This window comes from Halomonas sp. SpR8, from assembly GCF_031010195.1.
Lineage (GTDB): Bacteria > Pseudomonadota > Gammaproteobacteria > Pseudomonadales > Halomonadaceae > Vreelandella.
The window spans coordinates 14,789-34,622 of the sequence record NZ_JAUAMC010000006.1 but is presented as its reverse complement, the minus strand read 5'-3'; the positions used below and the strand labels follow the sequence as shown (position 1 = coordinate 34,622).

The following is a 19,834-nucleotide window of genomic DNA, read 5'->3' as shown; positions in this document are numbered from 1 at the left end:
CATAGGGGTTACACCCTCAATTAGCGGTCGCTGCAGCCTGCGGGCGCCGCTCGTCCAACATCCCTTTATCGAGAATAAAGCGGATGATCTCTTCAAGCCCCACCCCGTCATAGAGATTGGTAAACACAAAGGGCCGCTCGCCGCGCATTTTCTTGGAATCGCGCTCCATGATGTCTAACGACGCATGTACCTGCTCGGCGATATCGATCTTGTTGATGATCAGCAGGTCAGATTTGGTGATACCGGGGCCACCTTTGCGGGGGATTTTGTCACCGGCGGAGACGTCGATCACGTAGAGCGTGAGATCGGAAAGCTCAGGGCTAAAGGTCGCCGAGAGGTTATCGCCGCCGGACTCGACCATTACCAGTTCCAACTTGGGATGCCGCCCCTGCAGTTCGTCAATGGCCGCCAGGTTCATGGAGGCGTCTTCACGAATCGCGGTATGCGGGCAGCCGCCGGTCTCTACGCCCAGGATACGGTCCGCCGGCAGCGCATCGTGCTTGAGCAAAAAGTCGGCGTCTTCGCGAGTGTAGATGTCATTGGTGACCACGGCGATATCGTAGTAATCCCGCAGCGCCAAACAGAGTTGCTTGAGTAGCGCGGTTTTGCCAGACCCTACCGGGCCACCCACACCAACGCGTAAACAGTGAGTCATCATTATCTCCTTAAATTAACTTTACATCTATTTAACTTCTAAACAGGCGTGAATACTGGGTTTCGTGCAACGCACTGGCCAAGGCCAAGCCGGGCAGCACGGGGCCAAGCTCGTCGTCATCCAGCGTTAGCGCTTGGTCAACGGCAATCACTAACGCTGGTCGCAGCTGCTCAATCACGCGCTGAGCCGCCGTGTGGCCTAGCGGCAAGGCCTTACAGGCTACCGCCAGTTGATTTTCCAACCACGCCCAGGCAAAGCCCAGCAGCGTTTGGCGAACGGACACGCCGCGAGCATGCGCCGTGTAGGCGAATAGCGTCACGTAGCCTGGCTGGGGCGGCAACAAGGGCGTTAGTAAGTCCTCACTTGGCAGCGATTCTTCTCTTGGCAATAAGTCCAAGCTGCCCAGCAGGCGTTTAAGCGAAGCACCCAGGCGGCTATCTTCCGCGGCTAACTCAGCGGTTTCCCGGGTGGCGGCCAGCCACTCATCCCAGGTTGCAATTGATTGACTGTCCGCCTGATCAAACGCTTCGTGCAGTCGCGCTAACACCGGCAGTTCGCAGCGGGTTAGGCCATCTTCCAATACCCCGCTGAGCCACTCGGCAAGGCTCGCTTCATCGCGCACCCAGTCCAGCTCAAAGGCGCTCTCTAGGCCTTGGGAGAAGGCAAAAGCACCGATGGGCAGCGCGGGGCTGACCAGTTGCATTAAGCCTAGCAGCGCCAGCTCACCGCTTTGGCTTGCTAGCGCGGCTGAATCAGTGGGCATGGTGGTGCTCATGTGCGTGGTCGTGGTCGTGGTCGTGAGAATGGCCATGACCGTGTGAATGGGAATGCCCGCCGCCCACTTGGTTATAGGCGCCGGGCTCTGGGTCGAAGGTGTCGTTGTGGTGCTCTAGTTCAGCACCCAGCAGTTCGGCAAGCTCTTCCAGCACGTGGTCTGGCGGAAAGCGCACCCAAGCGCCCTTTTCGTCTTCACCCAGCGCCAGTTGTACATGACGATTGCCCAGGTGGTAAGCAAGCCGCGCCAGCGGTAAGCCAGCACTCACTCGCGCGGTCACCACCGGCTCTACGGCGGCGCAGATGCGCACGACTTCGCCACTTTCAGCTTTCAGGCCTTCTCCGCTGCGCAGCACCGGGCCGCGATCCAGAAACAGTCCCAGTTCACGGCCGCTATCGCTTTGCGTTTTTAAGCGCCCGCGGATGCGTAGCTCAAAGGGCAGCGTGAGTGTGTCGCTCGCCGCGCTTTCCTCTATCAGCCCTAAACGTTCTATCAGTTTCAGCATGACGGCTCCTTAAAACAAATGATAACGCTGAGCCAGCGGCAGCTCGGTGGCGGGCTCGCAGGTTAATATTTCGCCATCGCAGCGCACTTCATAGGTTTGCGGGTCGACGGTTAAATCGGGGCAGGCGTCGTTGAGCTTCATATCCTGCTTGCGCACCTGGCGCACGTTTTTACACGCCGCCAGTTGGCTATTAAGGCCCAGTGTCTCTTTAATGCCAGCGTCTAACGCAGCTTGGCTAACGAAGCTGAGCCGGGTCTGGCTAGCCGCTCGGCCTAATGCACCAAACATATAGCGGTAGTGCACCGGCTGGGGCGTGGGAATCGAGGCGTTGGGGTCGCCCATGGGCGCCGCCGCAATCATGCCGCCTTTAATCATCATCGCCGGTTTTACGCCGAAGAAGGCCGGTTTCCACAGCACCAGATCCGCCAGTTTGCCCACTTCGATAGAGCCTACTTCATGGGCAATGCCGTGGGTGATCGCTGGGTTAATGGTGTACTTGGCGATATAGCGCTTGGCACGGAAGTTATCGGCACCCAGGGCTTCATCTTCTGGCAGCAGGCCGCGCTGTACCTTCATTTTATGCGCGGTTTGCCAGGTTCGGCAGACCACTTCGCCCACGCGACCCATGGCTTGAGAGTCTGAGGCGATCATCGAGATTACGCCCAGATCGTGCAGGATATCTTCCGCGGCGATGGTTTCGCGGCGAATGCGCGAATCAGCGAAAGCTACGTCTTCGGGGATATTGGGGTCGAGGTGGTGGCATACCATCAGCATGTCGAGGTGTTCGTCGATGGTGTTGACCGTGTAGGGCCGTGTTGGGTTGGTGGATGACGGCAGCACATAGGCTTTCGAGCAGGCGGTGAGGATATCCGGGGCGTGCCCGCCACCCGCGCCTTCGGTGTGGTAGGTGTGAATGCAGCGCTCATTAAACGCCGCCAAGGTGTCTTCCACAAAGCCCGATTCGTTTAGGGTGTCGGTGTGGATCGCTACCTGCACATCGTAAGCATCAGCGACGTTGAGGCAGTTATTAATCGAGGCAGGCGTGGTACCCCAGTCTTCGTGGAGCTTGAGGCCCATGGCGCCCGCTTGAAGCTGTAGCTCCAGGGACTCGGGCAGGCTGGCGTTGCCTTTGCCCAGAAAGCCGATGTTCATGGGCATATCGTCCACCGATTGCAGCATCTTACCGATGTGCCAGGCGCCGGGAGTGCAGGTGGTGGCGTTGGTGCCGGTGGCCGGGCCGGTGCCGCCGCCGAGCATGGTGGTAATGCCGCTCATCAGCGCTTCTTCCACCAGCTGCGGGCAGACAAAATGGATGTGGGCATCCAGAGCGCCCGCGGTGAGAATTTTGCCTTCTCCGGCGATGATTTCGGTGCCGGGGCCAATGATGATCTCTACATCCGGCTGGGTATCGGGGTTGCCCGCTTTGCCAATCGCGGCGATGCGGCCATTTTGAATGCCAACATCGGCTTTGACGATGCCCCACCAGTCTAAAATCAGCGCGTTGGTGATCACCGTATCCATCACGGTGTCATCAGCGCGCTGGCTTTGACCCATGCCGTCGCGGATGACTTTGCCGCCGCCGAACTTCACTTCATCGCCGTAGTGAGTGGCGTCTTTTTCGACTTCAATCCACAGCTCGGTATCGCCCAGGCGTACACGGTCGCCTACCGTGGGGCCGTACATATCGGCGTAGGCTTGCCGACTGATCTTGTTAACCGGTTTCATTGCTTACCTCCATCCAGCGCACCCATCACATCGCCACGGAAGCCGTAAATTTCCCGCTTGCCGACATAGGGAATTAGCGTGACTTCACGGGTTTGGCCGGGTTCAAAGCGAATCGCCGTGCCTGCGGCCACATCCAAGCGGTAGCCCCGCGCCTTGGCGCGATCAAAGGTCAGTGCGGGATTGGCTTCGGCAAAGTGGTAGTGGGAGCCGATCTGAATCGGCCGGTCGCCGGTATTGGCCACTTCAATGCTGATCCGCTCACGGCCCAAGCACAGCTCGATATCACCGTTTTTTAACTTGTACTCACCGGGAATCATTTGATTGCTCCTTCGTTTTGTTGTGAGGTGTAAGGAGTAAGATGTGAGGAGTAAAACCACTCACCCCTAACCATTCACCCCTCACCCTTAACCCCTCACTCCTCACAATTAATCCCTCACACAATCGGCGTATGGACGGTGACCAGCTTGGTGCCGTCGGGGAAAGTGGCTTCAACCTGCACGTCGTCGATCATTTCGGCGACGCCTTCCATCACATCGTCGCGGCTAAGGATCTCGCGGCCATAGCTCATTAAATCGGCTACGCTGCGGCCATCACGGGCGCCTTCCATAATCTCAAAGCTGATTAGCGCCACCGCCTCGGGGTAGTTGAGCTTTAAACCGCGTGCTTTGCGGCGCTCGGCCAGTTGGGCGGCGGAGAACAGCAGCAGCTTGTCTTTGTCTCTCGGGGTTAATTCCATGGCATATGTCTCCAGCAGTGCATCACAGGGGTACGGATTAGGTTAGCCAAATTCGCGGCGTATGCGCTTCACGCGCTATCCAAAGGGGGCGAAGTAAGTACCAGGCTTGCTCACACAGCGCCCAGGCTTCGTTACGCGAGCTGCCCAAATAGCGCAGCAGCAATACATCTTGGCGCACAGTCACTGCCCAGCGTGGGTTATCCGGCAGCGCTTCACGCAGGGCATCAATCGCCGCAGGCGCATCAGGAATGCCCACCGCCCATAGCGTCGCTTGCACCGTTGCACCGCCTTGGCCCCAGCGGCCCTTAAAGCGTGGGTGAAGCGGATCTAGCGGCTGGCGTTCTAGCCACAGCGGCTTGCCGTCCAGGGTTAAGCGAAAGTGCTGCTCAATGCGCCCGGAAATGTAAGGTAACTCGCTGGCCGGCCGGCCTAGCGCCATCACTTCCCAGCCTAGGCAACGGGCGCTGCCGTGCAAATCAATCGTGGTGCGTTGCTCGCCTTTGGAGCCATCAAAGGCGATGGTCTCCTGGGGAAGCCACTCAAGGGTGCCGCCATCTTCAACGCTCAAACGGGTGTGCTGGGTCCAGGCAACGCCCTGACTGTCAGCTTTATAGAGTTTATTAGCGGCCGGGGTCGTGAGTAGCGCATGGGCACCATGCTCTACATGGGCGCTGATGGTGAGTGCATCGCCGCTGACCAATCCGCCCGGCGGGTGCAGGACATAGATATGACACGCCTCATCACTGCCTTCCGGGTAAAACGGGCGCTGCACCCGTAGCGGCCCGGCGTGGCGAGCTTGCACCATGCGGGTGACACCGTTGCAGTTGGCAAAGCGTAACGCCAACGAAGCCGCCCAGTGGCGGCCTTCGTCGAAGCGGTGGCCGGAGGCAACGTGTGGTTTTGCGAGGTCGCACAGAATCATGGGTAGCTATCGCTTCCTTTTCACTAAGCCTTGGGCAGACAGATATTCACTGTGCCTTTAACTTAATAGAAGCAATTAATGCGCCAAAATGGTGAAAACCTCTATTGGGTGCTCAATGCGGGGATATAAGCCTAACGACATGGCGAAACCCTTGTCTTTTTCGCACCAAAAAAGATCGAATGCAGCACAAAAAGCACCAAATAAGTGCACTAAAATGGGTGATAGTCAGGATGACCGTCGTAGAGCATAACGCCCACGCTAATCGTCACGTTAAAAGCATATCGGCGGCGGCAAGCTGATGCTTATCTTTATAGTACATATCCTAATGACTTCTTATTGATCAACAACTGGCAAGACACTCCAAGCAGTGCTGTCAACAGAACTTAGTCGCTAAAACAGGTTTTTAGCGACTAAATCCACAAACGACTCACATTGAGGGGGATGGATAACGTAAAGTTAAAGGCTTATTAAGCGATTAAGATCTGCAACGATCGACTTCAGCGTGTCTCCTTCGCGAATCATGAACGCTGCTTGACCCTGCTGATCAAACGCAAAAACTGCGCTGGTATGTGTGACGTTATAGTTGCCACTCGCATCCTCATCACCATAGCCATAGGTAACACGATAGCGGTTAGCAACGGCATCTATATCGGCATTGCTCCCCGTCAATCCTACGAACTCAGGCCCAAATGCGTCCGTATATTGCCGCAAAACATCGATAGTATCCCGACGGGGATCAACGGAAATAAACAGCACCTGTATGTGCTCGCGTGCATCTGTATCAAGCTGTCTTATGGCAGAGGCCATTTTAGCTAGCGTGATGGGGCAAATATCAGGACAGTGTGTGTACCCAAAGTAAAGCAGCGTTGCTTTATCTTCATATAGCGTTTCATCGACTTCCACACCGTCTTCATTGACTAAATCAAAGTCGAGTGCCGGCATTATTTCGGAGATGTCGGTCGTACGCCACTGCTGATCGCTACATCCCACCAGCAACAGCAACGCCAGAACAAAAAGCAACCTGTTACACATAGGCAATATTCACCGCAACAGTTATTAGTGGGCGCCAGGCGCCACCACATTAAAGGGGACCTGAAGCTCTTGCTGATCTTTAAAGTGCAGCACAACCTCTACACTATCACCCTCTTCTAGCACCTGAGTGCGATGCATAAACATGAGATGATAACCCATGGGGGCGAAGATAAAGCTTTCACCCGGCGCAACTTCAATTTCTTCAACCGCATGCATCTGCGCAACATCATCTTCATTAGTGCTGACATGCAGTTCTGTCATATGAAACGAAGCGCTTTCTGCACCCACTAACACTAACGGCGCATCACTGGTATTGGTAAGATTAAAATAACCTGCACTAGGTAAATCACCCGGTAGCAGACTTAACTTAGCGTCGGTTACTTCAACCTCAGCTGCGTGCACACTTCCTGCGCAGAGTGTCAGTATAAATAACCTCAGCGCTGCATTTGCCACTACTTTTAACATATAAGCACTCCACTTCATTGATTATTAACAAATAGATGACAGCCCACAGTTTGACTGATACCGGCGAGAGTTAATATCGAGGATGAGATGATCATTAACCATGTCATAGAAAAATGGCTTGAAGCCTTTTCCAGCAAAAGATGCTTTGTATAGGCCACACACACCGTAGCCATAGTTAACACTTTGAAGATGCTGTAGCTCTATGTTACTTGAGGTTTGCAGCGCTGCCGCCAGCGCTCGTTGGACATCATCATTTTCCTGCTGATCAGTCATGGCCTGATCAGCAAACAGTAACCCACCCACTACCAGCATTGCAGCAATGGGAAATACAATTAACAGTATAAAGGAACGTTTCTGGCGCATAACGATGCTTCTCGGCAATATCTCGCAATAATATTTAGGCAAGCAAGTTACTTTAACGAGTATCATTCTGTTTAGCTAATGAAAGAGGCTTTTTGCGCCAATCTGCCGCACCCATTGGCTTTCCAAACAGCCGGGAGAACTGCCGACGACATTGACTTTATCGAGCGGGTTGGCATGTGCAATGTTTGCCCACGCGCATGCCCAGTCGCCTCAGCTACTGTTGCTTGATGAACCGACCAACCATCTCGATATTCACCACCAGTTAGCCATGCTGGATCTTGTAAACGAGCTGTCGGTAACGGCCGTGATTGCCCTGCACGACATACATCACGCCTTGCGCTTCTTCCCGCCTTATTTTGGCCATTAATCTGGTTCATATTGCTGCTCCACTCAGCACTTTTATCCGCTTGACATCGGATTAATCGCGCCACAAACTTAGCCAAGGCTATACTTGTTTCCTTAAGACAAAAAGTTTGCACGGAGCAACTCCGCTTCCTCTCCTACCTACCTCATGTCGAGTCTGGAGCTTAATAATGGCAACAAAACATGCTGTGATTCTATTGGGAATGCTTTCTTTCAGTACGTTGGCAGCCGCTGATGAAACGCCCTTAAACGTGGTGGCAACGATTGGGATGATTGCCGATGTGGGGCAGGAAGTAGGCGGCGAATGCGTTAATGTGGAAGCGATGATGGGCCCAGGCGTTGACCCCCATCTATATCAGGCAAGCGCTAGCGACGTGGCCTTGCTACGGGGCGCCGAGTACATTCTCTATTCGGGCTACTCCCTGGAAGGACAGTTGGGGAGCGTGCTGGAAAATTTCTCGGCGCGGACACCTACACTTGCCGTGGCCCCCGCCTCCATTGATCCCGCGTCTTTGATCACCGCTCAGGATGTCTACGGGGTTGACCCTCACCTGTGGATGGATGTCTCTTTATGGGCGCAAACGCTGCCCACCTTGAGCGATGCCTTTAGCGAAGCACGCCCTGAGTGCGCCAGGACGATTGAAGCCAATACCGAGCGCTATCAGGCTCAGCTACAAGCACTGCATGAGTGGGTCAAAGAGAGTATCGCCAGCATCCCCGAAGAGCAGCGCGTACTGGTCACCGCCCACGACGCGTTTAGCTATTTTGGCCGTGCCTACGACATTAAGGTTGAAGGTATCCAAGGGATCAGTACCGAAACCGAAACCGGGATCGCCGATATTCGTAACATGGCGGATAGCGTTGTGGCGCGTAACGTGCCCGCAATATTTGTCGAGAGCACGATCAACCCGCGCACCATTCAGGCAGTGATTGATGCTGCCAAGCAGCGCGACCATGATGTCGTGATCGGTGGTGAGCTATACTCCGACGCCATGGGCGATGAAGGCACGGTCGACGGCACCTACATGGGGATGGTCTACCGTAACACCCAGCACATTGTCAAAGCATTAGGCGGTTCGCTGGCGCCGCTACCAAGCGCACTAGACGACTGGGCCAGCGAGTGGCAACTCGCTCAATAAGCATTCGATAAGGCAGCGTATCCATGGCGACATCCGTCCCTACAGAATCCGCTCTGAGCATTAAAAACCTGACGGTGAGCTACCATAACCAGCCAGTGCTTTGGGATATCGCCCTGGATATTCCCGCCGGTGTGATGGCGGGTATTGTCGGCCCTAACGGCGCCGGTAAGAGCACGCTGATCAAAAGCCTGCTAGGGCTGGTGCCTTCACTATCCGGTGAAGTGCTGGTGCATGGGCGCCCCTACGCCGCCCAGCGAAAACGGGTAGGCTACGTGCCCCAGCGCTCAAGCGTTGACTGGGATTTTCCCACCACTGCGCTGGATGTGGTCACCATGGGACTTTACGGGCGCTTGGGCTGGCTCAGACGGCCGGGTCGAAAAGAGCGTAACGAAGCGCAGGAAGCCCTTGAGATGGTCGGCATGAGCGCCTTTGCCAATCGCCAGATTAGCCAACTCTCGGGCGGCCAGCAGCAGCGGGTGTTTCTCGCCCGCGCGCTGGTTCAACAAGCCGATGTGTACTTTCTCGACGAGCCCATGGCTGGCGTAGACGCCACCACGGAGCGGGCGATTATCGATATTCTGCGCCGCCTGCGCGATGCGGGGAAAACCCTGATTGTGGTCCACCATGACCTGCAAACCGTGCGTGCCTACTTCGACTGGCTACTGCTGCTTAATGTGCGTGTGATTGCCAGCGGCGATGCCGACGATGTGTTTAAGATCGACCATCTTCGCCAGGCCTACGGCGGCCAAATAGCCCTGCTGGGCGATAGCGAATCGCAGATATTCGCCGCCCCGAAGGGGAAATAACCCATGCAGTGGCTCGACCTTCTGTCGGATTATACTTTTCAAAATGTCGTGATAGGGGCTTCGCTGCTGGGGCTGATCAGTGGCCCCTTGGGCTGCTTTGCGATGCTGCGCCGCCAGAGCCTGCTGGGCGACGCGCTGTCCCACGCAGCGCTCCCCGGGGTGTGCCTTAGCTTCATTATCACCGGCAGCCGCGATATCGGTGGGATTATTATTGGCGCACTGGCCACCGGCTCGCTTGCCGCGCTGACAATGCTGCTTTTGACCCGTCATAGCCGCCTCAAAACAGATGCGGCCATTGGCGTTTGTCTGAGCATCTTTTTCGCCCTGGGCATTGTGCTGTTGACCTATATTCAGGGCACCAACAACGCCTCCCAGGGCGGTTTGGAGGCATTTCTGTTCGGTCAGGCTGCCGCAACGCTGCGCTCGGATCTATGGATAATGGGTGCGATTACGTTGGCTACCCTCGCGCTACTGGGCATATTCTGGAAACAGGCCAAGCTGGTGACGTTCGATGCCGAATACGCGCGCACGCTTGGCATGCCCACCACCGCCATCGAGGCAACGCTAACCGCGATGGTGGCGTTGGCCGTGGTGGTCGGTCTGCAAATGGTCGGGGTGATATTGATGGCGGCAATGATCGTAGCGCCAGCTGCTGCCGCGCGCCAGTGGAGCCGCCACCTTGGCAGCATGCTCGCCATTGCTGCGGGAGTCGGGATTGTGAGCGGTGTGTCAGGCGCCACTATCAGCACCCTTTCGCGCGGTTTGGCGACCGGTCCGCTGATTATTCTCACCGCGACGGCGATCGTGCTCATCTCGCTGGCGCTAGCCCCTGGCCGGGGCCTACTCTGGGGCGCCATCAAGCACTACCGCCAAAAAGAGGCGCTCCAAAGACAGCAACTGCTCTACACCTTTTATAAGCACCCCCGCGCCGCCCAGCGCTACCGGACGACGTTTGGCTCGCGCCGAGTGCTGGGCAAACTCAACCGCCAAGGCTACCTCGCCCGTTCCCCTGACGATGGCATCGAGTGGTCACTGACGCCCCAAGGCCAAGCGGCGGCCAAACGCGTGGTGGCGACGTTTGAGGAGGTCGCGCCATGATCGCGGAGCTACTGACCAACACGGCCCTCCCTATTATCCTGGTCGGTGCCATGGTGGGCATCGCCTCGTCGGCGGTAGGTACCTTTCTGGTGCTGCGCGGCAACAGTATGCTATCCGATGCCATTAGCCACTCGATCGTCTTTGGCATCGTAATTGTCTGGCTTTTGACCCAGCAGCAGAGCGGGCCCATCCAACTGGTCGGCGCGGCATTAACCGGTCTTTTAACGGTACTGCTGACCGAGGCGCTGGCCAATACCAAGCGCGTCAAACAGGACGCGGCCATCGGCCTGGTATTTCCTGCGCTCTTCTCGATTGGCGTGCTATTGCTCAATGTCTACGCCCACGATGTGCATATCGATACCCACACCGTGCTACTGGGCGAGATTGGTTTTGTCTGGCTGGATACGATCGACCTGTGGGGCTTGCCCGTGCCCCAGGCGCTAGTTTCAATGAGCGTCATGACGCTTCTCAACTACGGCTTTATCGGGCTATTTTACAAAGAACTGAAGCTGGCAACGTTTGATCCGGCGCTGGCCAAGACCTTTGGCTTTATGCCGACGATTCTCTTCTATGGGCTGTTAATGCTGACCAGTTCCACCGCCGTAGCGGCCTTTGACGCGGTCGGTGCAGTGCTGTTTATCGCCTTTGCCATCGTCCCCGCCTCGGCGGCTTACCTGCTCACCGACCGTCTGTGGATGATGTTTATCATCGGCGCACTGATCTCGATAGCCTCAAGCCTTTCCGGCTACTACCTCGCTATCCACCTGAACGTCTCTATTGGCGGCATGATGGCGGTGATGACCGGCGTTTTTCTCATGCTCGCCTTTTTGGCGGGGCCCCGCTACGGCGTGCTTACCCAGTTGGCCAAGCGCCGCCATGCCCGTAAGGCCCCAGTAGAGCCACCCACCTCGCCTTAACCGCGCAGCAGCTACCCACTTGGCGGGAAGCACGCACCCACTGCTAAAAGGGCTTGGCGAACTCGCGTCAAACCGGGTGTGGATAACTTAAACCGTCAAGGCTCCTGTCTGTCAGCACGTGGCAATTGACCGCACAAATTTTACTTATCAATAAAGCGCTTTCCGCTAAGATTACGAGGACGTTTGTGTAACAACATAAAACCCTGTCCATAAAGCGTATCGAGTAGATGCAACTATCACGTTCAGCAGGCTCTGTTTGGTATCGCACTGCGCTTTTCATGGCGCTGGTGGCGATGTATCTGCTGCTTGTGGGCCCCCTCTTTTCACAGCTGCAGGCAGCGAAGCAAGCGCACCACGCCGCCTATGATGCTGAGCTTTGCGGAACGCTTCCAGAACCTTCCAGCTCTTCAGGTTCTCACGCACACTGGCACCATCAGTGTGAATACTGCGTGGTGTGGCAGCACTCCCCCACCTCTCATACCTATTTACCTGCCATCGGCATACGCGCGTTTATCACGCCTATGCAGCTACCGACGGTGTTCGTGCAGGGCATTGCCGCCTTGCACAACTATCCCCACGCGTTAACCCGAGCACCGCCTTTGCTGAGTACCGTTTAATACCACACAACTCAGCCAGCCCGACCGCCTTTTATGGCTGTCAGGCGCTATTACAGATGCCTGCTGTTGATGCATTGGGCTGCTCCGCGCCGTGGGGCTCCCAAACATCTTCGGCCATGGTCGCATAACGGCCTGGAGCTTCTCCTATGTCTAAACCTTTCGATTTATACCGCGCGGTATGGCGGTGGCACTTTTATGCGGGCCTGCTAGTCCTACCGTTCTTAATCACGCTTTCGATCACCGGAGCGCTTTATCTCTTTCATGACGAGCTGGATGCGCTGATCCATGCTGATCTCAAACGTGTGGCTGTTCAAGAAGTTACCCAACCGCCGGCTTCCTTGGTGAGCGCCGCGTTAGATACCCACCCCGGCACGGCGGTGAAATACACCTCGCCGCCGACACCGGAGAGCTCGGCGGAAATTACCGTCACGACCCCAGAGGGAGAGCGATTAGCTGTTTATGTAAACCCCTACACCGCCGAAGTGCTCGGCTCGCTGGATGACCGGGGCACCGTAATGTGGACCGTGCGCTATCTGCATAGCTTTAAATATTTCGGTTCCACGGCTCGGAAAGTCATCGAAATCGCCGCAGGCTGGTCGATCCTGCTGGTGCTCACCGGCATTTATCTTTGGTGGCCACGTGGCAAGGGCAATGGCGGCGTGGTTAGCGTGCGCGGCAAACCGAAAAGCCGGGTGTTTTGGCGCGACCTTCATGCCGTACTGGGTGTTTTTGTCGGCGGCTTTCTAGTCTTTCTGGCGATTACAGGCATGCCTTGGTCGGGTGTATGGGGCGCGCAGGTGAACGAGTGGGCCAACGGGAACAACTTTGGCTATCCCTCTGGCGTTCGCGTTGAAGTCCCGATGTCCAACGCCTATCTCAGCGACCAAGGCACGACCAGCTGGTCTCTGGAGCAGGCCCAAATGCCGGAGTCCACGCCGCCCCCTACACCAACACCGCGTATCGGCTTGAACAATGCCGTGGCCGCGTTCGAGCAGTTGGGCTTACAGCAGGGTTACGCAGTGAACCTGCCGAATTCCGCTGCCGGCGTTTATACCGGCTCGATCTACCCAGACGACCTCAGCCAGCAGCGCGTTATTCATCTCGACCCGTACAGCGGCGAGCCGCTGGTAGACATGAGCTACGCTGATTACGGCCCACTGGGCAGATGGTTGGAGTTTGGGATCAATGTGCATATGGGACAGGAGTTTGGCTTGGTGAACCAGCTGTTCCTGCTGGCGGTCTGCTTGGCGATCATTCTGCTGGCTGTATCGGCAGCGGTAATGTGGTGGAAGCGACGCCCCAGCGGTGCAATGGGCGTACCGCCCCTACCGACGGATAAGCGCGTTTTCCGCGGCCTGATTGCGATTTTGGTGGTCGGGGGGATTATTTTCCCGCTAGTCGGCGCTTCATTGATCGTGATGCTATTGATTGATTGGCTACTCGTTCAGCGTCTTCAGGAAAGACGATTAGCTAAGCAAGCCGCCTAATTGTTACTTAGCCCCTTATTCATCAACGCCAACTATTCCTCGGCGTTGATGAAAAGAAGCAGAGTATCGCGCCGCTGAATTAATGTGCCATTTCTCCATGCGCTTCATGGTGGTGATCGCCATGGTCACCATCTTCTCCCTCGGGTGAAGCGCCTACCGGAACTACCTGCAGTTCAGCCTCAATACTCCCAGCGTGCTGAAACTCCAGCGTCACAGCGATAGGCTGACCTTCCTCAATTGGTGAAGATAGCCCCATAAACATTAGGTGCAGGCCACCAGGCGCTAGGGTCACCGTTTCACCGGCGGGGATCTCAACCCCACCAGGGAGATGCTGCATACGCATGACGTCACCATCCATCTCCATGGTATGGATCTCAACCCGATCAGTGAGTGAGCTAGTCGCGCCTACTAAGGTGTCACTCCCCTCACCACTGTTAGTGATCGTCACGAAACCGCCGCCCGTCGCGGCTCCTGGCGGCGTGGCTCGGGCCCAGGGTTGCGCTATCTCCATATGCGAGGTCTGCCCTGGCATGGCGTCGTTGTGGTCGTCGCCGTGGTGGGCAGCCAACAGTGGAGAACTGATTAAGAGAAGAGTCGTTAACAGCGTTGCGCAGCGCATGAGCATAGTAATCTCCGTTCGTAAGGCAGCAAGAAATATAAATCCTACAGCTATTGGCCCTCTACAGCGATCGCCATAACGAACCTTAAGCAGGCTCTCGATCCTCCGCCTGGGCACGCATCCCCTTAACCGCGATGAGGTTCTTCATGCATTTACCTACTGCTGATTGTTATTGAGCGCTAATTCCATCTCATGGAATTGACGCGAAACTGACGCTAACGGCGCTGCCGTGCTCAATGAAACACCCACTATCGTGACAAGCGAGAAAACGAAGCCAGGGACGATTTCATACAGATCGAATAGCCCACCCGATAGCCGAGACCAGACAATGACGGTAATACCACCCACCACAATGCCGGCAAGCGCGCCCCACTGATTCATGCGCTTCCAGTACAGACTTAAAATAAGAGTGGGGCCAAAGCAAGCGCCAAACCCAGCCCAAGCGTAAGAGACCAGCCCGAGCACTTCAGAACCCGGTGCCAGTGCGAGCAGTAGCGCAACAATAGAAACACCCAACACGGCTAGTCGGCCCACCCCCAGCAACTCTTTTTGAGTAGCATTCTTACGAAAGACAGCCTTGTAGATATCATCAGCAATGGTGGAGGAGCAGATAAGCAGCTGCGAATCAGCGGTCGACATAACGGCGGCTAAAATTGCAGTGAGCAAAACGCCAGAGACTACAAGGTTAAACAGTATATCTATCATAAACATAAAGATACGCTCTTGGTCATCAAGGCCGTCAGGGAAAAAGCCGTGACCTAAAACGCCGATTAGCAGAGCGCACACTAGCCCAATAGCCGTCCAAGAGACCGCGACACGCCGCGCAAAAGGAATATTGCGGTGGTCATTGATACCCGCAAACCTTGCCAAAGAGTGGGGCTGGCCGAAGTAACCCAAACCCCAGGCGAGCGAGCTTGCAATAGCGATCCAAGTTAAGTTTTCACCGCTGGCAGCATTCGTTAGCCATTGAAGCACGAGGGGCGAGGCTTCCTGCACGGATGCTAGAGAAGCGTTAATGCCACCTAGCTCCATCACGGCAGCGACGGGAACAGCCACGAGGGCAAAAATCATCATGATGCCCTGTAAAACGTCAGTCCAAGAGACGGCTAGGTAACCACCGAAGAAGGTGTAAGAGATAATCGCCAGCACCCCGAGAATAACAGCAAGTGAGTAGCTCATACCAAAAGCGGTATTAAGCAGTTTGCCACCGGCTACTAACCCTGAGCTGGTATAAAACAAATAAAAAACAATAATAAACAGCGAGGCAATAACGCGTAACACCTTGGTGTTCTGTTGAAAGCGCTCGGCAAGAAACTCTGGAATCGTCAGTGAGTTATTCGCAACAAAGCTATAAACCCGCAACCGCTGGGCAACGATTAGCCAGTTTAAAATTGTGCCCATCAATAAACCACCGGCAACCCAGAATGAAGATAATCCCGATAGGTAGGCAGCCCCAGGCATCGCGACCATCAACCAGCCCGACATTTCAGATGCCCCCGACGAAATGGCCGTCGCAAATGGACCCAGTGTGCGCCCGCCTAAAGCATAATCAGAAAAGTCCGATGACCGCCTCCAGGCGACAACACCAATGACAAACATTACAACGAAATATAGGGCAAAGGTGATAATCACTATCGCGTTATTATTATCCAGCATAAAACTGGCTCCTTTTTAGACACAAAGTAGGCCTAACAGCACGGCATAGCGCTGCGCTTTACTATTAATGGCAAGTCGTTGTCCGGCAGTAGCGCTGCCGGTAAACAAATACGCGAGTTATCTTCGTATCGGTCGCCAACCAGCGAGAGGCGCCGTTATGGGGAGTTCGTACATATTGTTGAGGTTCATACTCGTTCCTTTTTGTAGCACGCTGAGAGCGTTGTATTGTTGGACGTTCGGTAAAGCATGACGGCGGTATATGCGATTAATTCGGTTTTGAGGTTGCGGCGCGATGGGCGGCATCTACACCGCTATAAACGGCTTCGCGAAAACCATGCTGGAGCATTGTGTTTAAGCCTTCAGTCGTTGTACCACCGTAATCCTGAAAGCGGGCGATCATATCGGATGGCGAGGCGCGCTCCTCAAGCATTAGCTGGCTACCGCCTAACAATGTTTGCAGCACGCTGCGCTGCGCCATCTCTGGGGTAATGCCTCGAGAAACGGCATGACGGATTAACGCATCCGCCAATAATGCGGGGAATGCGGGGCCGCTACCTGAGAGCGCCGTCAGGTAATCAATTTGCGATTCAGCATTTACCTCATCACTAACGCCACAGGCAGAAAACAGGCGCTGAACGAAATCGCGCTCGTCCTGGCTGACCGTCTGAGACGCGCACCAGGGTGTATAGGATTGGCCTATAGCGGCCGCCGCATTGGGCATGGCGCGCACGACTCGATCACTACCCGTTGCCTGTGCAAGTGCTGCTATCGGCACTTTAGCCATTAACGAAATGACTAATCGATTTTCAAGCGACAGTGTAAGTAGACTGAACTGATCAGGTCTCACTGACACCACGACGATATCGGCAACCTCTTGCAGTGCATCAGCGCTCTCGACACAGGTCACGCCGGGCCAATCCTGGTAGCGGTTATGCTGACGACTGGCGGTTACCACCAGCTGGTTTGGCGCGATAAGCCTACTGGTCAACACAGAACGTCCCAGCGCGCTACCCAGCCAGCCATTACCGCCGATAATGCCGAGCGTTAATGTCGGTTTCATCCGTTACCTCCTGTTGCGCCGCCATCTCTTCGGTCGTAAACCGCGCTTTATGCCGTGCAGCAAACCGCTCAAGATCAGCATGGGTACACAGCTGCCCGGTGAAAATATTGATGTACTGAGCCACTCGGCCAATCCGCGTATCCTTGGTCTCTTGCGTATGCATCGAGATATAGCCGATTTGAATCAAATACACTGTGCGAGCACGGGTATCGGCTTCCGATGGGTCATAGCCATAGCGGATAAACATGTTTTTCAGCGCTTGCAATCGCAGGTTATCGGCTTGGCTAACTCGCTTGGCAACCGCTTGATCTTGCAGACTCCAGCTTCTAATGGCGTACTCAAATTCAGAATCAAATACCGCCGGGTCAAACCAACAGTCAAAGATATTGAGCGTGGCTTCCACAATCGAAGACGCATATTTCTCCGATTGCTCAATGACTGCCTGTGTATTTTGACGCTCCCACCTCTCCAGTAGTGCGGTAAGCACCTCTTCGCGGTCTTTAAATAGCCAGTAAAAGCTGGTTCGCGATGTCTTTAACTTCTTTGCTAACGGTACGATCTTGACGGCACTGACTCCCGAGGCAATCAGCAGCTCGTAAGCAGCATCAATCCAAGCCGTTTGGTTAATCGTGTCGCGTCCGTTTTTCACGTATCTCTCTCTTTGCCATGGTGATGCAGTCGATCATACCAGGAAGCCTGTCATCTCAATGTACATTACTGTCAATTATATTGACAAGTATGTACAGGCAAGACTAGCGTGTGTCAACCATCAAAACAACAAGGGAAGACGACCGTGAACAACGACCCTTTGCTACAGCCGTTACAACTAAAACATTTAACTCTGAAAAACCGGGTTATGCTGACGTCTCATGAACCCGCCTACCCCGAAGACGGAATGCCTAAAGAGCTTTACCGGGCTTACCACGTTGAGCGCGCCAAGGCGGGCATTGCCCTGACGATGACCGCCGGTTCGGCGGCGGTTTCCCGGGATAGTCCGCCAGTGTTTAACAATATCCTGGCTTACAAAGATGAAGTGGTACCGTGGATGCGCGATCTCACTGAGGCATGTCACGAGCACGGTACGGCCGTTATGATTCAGCTAACGCACTTGGGCCGCCGTACCCGCTGGGATAAAGGCGACTGGCTACCGACAGTTTCAGCATCCAACCATCGGGAAGCCTCCCACCGCGCCTACCCGAAAAAAGCTGAGCTTTGGGATATTGAGCGGTTGATCAAGGATTACACCGATGCCGCCGAGCGCATGTACGTTGCGGGCCTGGATGGCATGGAAATCCAAGCGTACGGTCACCTGATGGATCAGTTCTGGTCGCCATTGACCAACGAGCTGGATGCGCCTTACGGCGGCAGCCTTGAAAACCGGCTCCGGTTTACCTTTGAAGTGCTTCAGAGCATTCGCGAGCGTGTTGGCGAGAAGTTCTTACTTGGCGTGCGCTACACCGGAGATGAATGCCTCCCCGGCGGCTTCGATGCCCGGGATGGCATGGCCATTTCCCACCAGTTGAAAAACAGCGGCTTGGTAGATTTCCTCAATGTCGTCAAAGGGCACATCGATACCGATCCGGGTCTGACAGACGTCATTCCTATCCAAGGGATGCCTAGCGCACCACACCTGGATTTTGCGGGAGATATTAAGCGCGAGGTCGACTTCCCCACCTTCCATGGGGCTAAAATTCAAGATGTTGCGACGGCTCGTTATGCGATTGCATCCGGCAAGGTCGATATGATCGGAATGACCCGCGCCCATATGGCCGACCCTCACCTGATGAAAAAAGTCATCGAAGGTCGTGAAGAAGAGATCCGCCCCTGCGTGGGCGCCAACTACTGCCTGGATCGCATTTATCAGGGCGGCGCTGCGTACTGTATTCACAACGCCGCGACCGGTCGCGAAACTACCATGCCGCATACCATTCAGCCCGCTGATACCAAACGCAAGGTGGTGGTGGTTGGCACAGGCCCCGGCGGGCTGGAAGCCGCCCGCGTGGCGGCCGAACGCGGACACGAAGTCGTCGTATTTGAAGCAGCAGATGCCCCTGGCGGGCAGATTCGTTTAACGGCGCAAAGCGAGCGTCGTCGAGAAATGATGGGAATCATCGACTGGCGCTTTGAGCGATGCCAAGCCATGGGGGTAACGTTTCACTTCAATGTCTTTGCTGAGCAGGATGAAGTGCTCGCCGAGTCGCCAGACGTGGTCATTGTGGCCACGGGCGGGCAACCTAACGAAGAGGCGCTACAAGAGGGTAATGAGCTGGCAGTCACGGGTTGGGATCTGCTCTCAGGCCATGTAGCGCCGGGCAGAAACGCGTTGGTCTATGACGATGCGGGCGACCACACCGCCCTGCAAGCCGCTGAGATGATTGCCAAAGCAGGCGGCAAGGTCGAATACATGACGGCCGACCGCGCCCTGGCGCCAGAAGTCATGGCAATGAATCTAGTGCCCTACATGCGCACGTTACAGGTGCTGGACACGACGTTCACTCCGACGTTCCGCTTGACCGGCATCAAGCGTGATGGCAATGAGCTGGTTGCCTTAGTCAGCAGTGATTATACCAATGTTGCCAAAGAGCGGCGCGTGGATCAGGTCGTTGTCAACTTTGGCACTTTACCGATGGAAGATCTTTACGAAGAGCTGAAGCCGCTGTCCAGCAATCAAGGGGCCGTAGACTATGACAACCTGATTGCCGGCATACCACAGCCGCTGTCTACCGAGACCGAGAGGAAATTTCAGCTGTTCAGGATCGGGGATGCGATCTCGCACCGAAATACCCATGCAGCGATTTATGATGCCCTGCGTATCGTCAAAGATCTGTAAGATTTTGAGTTAATTCTTATGTAGAACACAAAGTCGATACGCTTATCAATGACGCAGAGTGTCA

22 protein-coding genes are annotated in these 19,834 nt (G+C 55.3%); 8 read left to right on the top strand and 14 right to left on the bottom strand.

All coding sequences use genetic code 11. From position 1 onward, the window contains the following. Positions 1–16: 16 nt before the first annotated feature. The 10 genes from ureG to QT230_RS12855 all read right to left on the bottom strand — a co-directional run bounded on the left by ureG (position 17) and on the right by QT230_RS12855 (position 7,178). On the bottom strand, positions 17–655 hold the full coding sequence (gene ureG / locus QT230_RS12900; protein ID WP_308322256.1) for an urease accessory protein UreG: 639 nt from the start codon (positions 653–655) through the stop codon (positions 17–19). Positions 656–686: 31 nt separating this feature from the next. After that, on the bottom strand, positions 687–1,418 hold the full coding sequence (locus QT230_RS12895; RefSeq protein WP_308322255.1) for an urease accessory UreF family protein: 732 nt from the start codon (positions 1,416–1,418) through the stop codon (positions 687–689). Beyond that, positions 1,408–1,935, bottom strand: a complete 528-nt coding sequence (gene ureE, locus QT230_RS12890) for an urease accessory protein UreE (protein WP_308322254.1) — start codon at positions 1,933–1,935, stop codon at positions 1,408–1,410. Before ureE ends, QT230_RS12895 begins: the two co-directional genes overlap by 11 nt. Positions 1,936–1,944: 9 nt before the next feature. Then, positions 1,945–3,660 (bottom strand): urease subunit alpha, encoded by a 1,716-nt coding sequence (ureC, locus tag QT230_RS12885; protein ID WP_308322253.1) that lies wholly within the window; start codon positions 3,658–3,660, stop codon positions 1,945–1,947. After that, a complete protein-coding gene (locus QT230_RS12880) occupies positions 3,657–3,977 on the bottom strand; it encodes an urease subunit beta (protein ID WP_308322252.1) in 321 nt (106 codons plus the stop codon). The genes ureC and QT230_RS12880 overlap by 4 nt, the downstream gene beginning before the upstream one ends. Positions 3,978–4,093: 116 nt before the next feature. Continuing rightward, complete coding sequence (locus QT230_RS12875) at positions 4,094–4,396, bottom strand: urease subunit gamma (RefSeq protein ID WP_007112420.1); 303 nt, start codon at positions 4,394–4,396, stop codon at positions 4,094–4,096. A gap of 37 nt (positions 4,397–4,433) precedes the next feature. Further along, entirely contained in the window at positions 4,434–5,318 is an 885-nt protein-coding gene (locus tag QT230_RS12870; RefSeq protein ID WP_308322251.1) for an urease accessory protein UreD, read from the bottom strand. A gap of 456 nt (positions 5,319–5,774) precedes the next feature. Next, positions 5,775–6,338, bottom strand: a complete 564-nt coding sequence (locus QT230_RS12865) for an SCO family protein (RefSeq protein ID WP_308322250.1) — start codon at positions 6,336–6,338, stop codon at positions 5,775–5,777. 36 nt (positions 6,339–6,374) lie between these two features. After that, entirely contained in the window at positions 6,375–6,815 is a 441-nt protein-coding gene (locus QT230_RS12860; RefSeq protein ID WP_308322248.1) for a copper chaperone PCu(A)C, read from the bottom strand. Between the two features lie 24 nt (positions 6,816–6,839). Then, the gene (locus QT230_RS12855; protein WP_308322247.1) at positions 6,840–7,178 is read right to left on the bottom strand and encodes a hypothetical protein; all 339 of its coding nucleotides are present in this window, start codon (positions 7,176–7,178) and stop codon (positions 6,840–6,842) included. A gap of 181 nt (positions 7,179–7,359) precedes the next feature. Between QT230_RS12855 and QT230_RS12850 the strand changes: the two genes are divergently transcribed. From QT230_RS12850 to QT230_RS12820, 7 genes are all read left to right on the top strand, one after another. Beyond that, positions 7,360–7,545 carry a hypothetical protein gene (locus tag QT230_RS12850; protein WP_308322246.1) on the top strand — a complete coding sequence of 62 codons (186 nt, stop codon included), beginning with the start codon at positions 7,360–7,362 and terminating at the stop codon, positions 7,543–7,545. A 166-nt stretch (positions 7,546–7,711) separates the two neighbouring features. Beyond that, positions 7,712–8,680, top strand: a complete 969-nt coding sequence (locus tag QT230_RS12845; RefSeq protein WP_308322245.1) for a metal ABC transporter solute-binding protein, Zn/Mn family — start codon at positions 7,712–7,714, stop codon at positions 8,678–8,680. Between the two features lie 23 nt (positions 8,681–8,703). Further along, the gene (locus QT230_RS12840; protein ID WP_308322244.1) at positions 8,704–9,486 is read left to right on the top strand and encodes a metal ABC transporter ATP-binding protein; all 783 of its coding nucleotides are present in this window, start codon (positions 8,704–8,706) and stop codon (positions 9,484–9,486) included. Positions 9,487–9,489: 3 nt separating this feature from the next. Further along, positions 9,490–10,584 (top strand): metal ABC transporter permease, encoded by a 1,095-nt coding sequence (locus tag QT230_RS12835; protein WP_308322243.1) that lies wholly within the window; start codon positions 9,490–9,492, stop codon positions 10,582–10,584. Then, complete coding sequence (locus tag QT230_RS12830) at positions 10,581–11,501, top strand: metal ABC transporter permease (protein WP_308322242.1); 921 nt, start codon at positions 10,581–10,583, stop codon at positions 11,499–11,501. Before QT230_RS12835 ends, QT230_RS12830 begins: the two co-directional genes overlap by 4 nt. A 227-nt stretch (positions 11,502–11,728) precedes the next feature. Beyond that, the gene (locus tag QT230_RS12825) at positions 11,729–12,118 is read left to right on the top strand and encodes a DUF2946 family protein (protein WP_308322241.1); all 390 of its coding nucleotides are present in this window, start codon (positions 11,729–11,731) and stop codon (positions 12,116–12,118) included. A 146-nt stretch (positions 12,119–12,264) separates the two neighbouring features. Continuing rightward, positions 12,265–13,605 (top strand): PepSY domain-containing protein, encoded by a 1,341-nt coding sequence (locus tag QT230_RS12820; protein WP_308322238.1) that lies wholly within the window; start codon positions 12,265–12,267, stop codon positions 13,603–13,605. Between the two features lie 79 nt (positions 13,606–13,684). Here the strand turns inward: QT230_RS12820 and QT230_RS12815 are convergent, their stop codons facing one another. The 4 genes from QT230_RS12815 to QT230_RS12800 all read right to left on the bottom strand — a co-directional run bounded on the left by QT230_RS12815 (position 13,685) and on the right by QT230_RS12800 (position 17,589). Beyond that, positions 13,685–14,230: a copper chaperone PCu(A)C gene (locus tag QT230_RS12815; RefSeq protein WP_308322236.1), complete on the bottom strand. Its 546-nt coding sequence runs from the start codon at positions 14,228–14,230 to the stop codon at positions 13,685–13,687. A 150-nt stretch (positions 14,231–14,380) separates the two neighbouring features. Further along, positions 14,381–15,880 carry a sodium/proline symporter PutP gene (gene putP / locus QT230_RS12810; RefSeq protein ID WP_308322235.1) on the bottom strand — a complete coding sequence of 500 codons (1,500 nt, stop codon included), beginning with the start codon at positions 15,878–15,880 and terminating at the stop codon, positions 14,381–14,383. A gap of 265 nt (positions 15,881–16,145) precedes the next feature. Next, entirely contained in the window at positions 16,146–16,940 is a 795-nt protein-coding gene (locus QT230_RS12805; RefSeq protein ID WP_308322234.1) for a pyrroline-5-carboxylate reductase, read from the bottom strand. Continuing rightward, on the bottom strand, positions 16,903–17,589 hold the full coding sequence (locus tag QT230_RS12800) for a TetR/AcrR family transcriptional regulator (protein WP_308322233.1): 687 nt from the start codon (positions 17,587–17,589) through the stop codon (positions 16,903–16,905). The genes QT230_RS12805 and QT230_RS12800 overlap by 38 nt, the downstream gene beginning before the upstream one ends. A 144-nt stretch (positions 17,590–17,733) precedes the next feature. Here QT230_RS12800 and QT230_RS12795 point away from each other — a divergent pair, with 144 nt between their 5' ends. After that, entirely contained in the window at positions 17,734–19,770 is a 2,037-nt protein-coding gene (locus tag QT230_RS12795; RefSeq protein WP_308322231.1) for an NADH:flavin oxidoreductase, read from the top strand. The last annotated feature ends 64 nt before the right edge of the window (positions 19,771–19,834 follow it).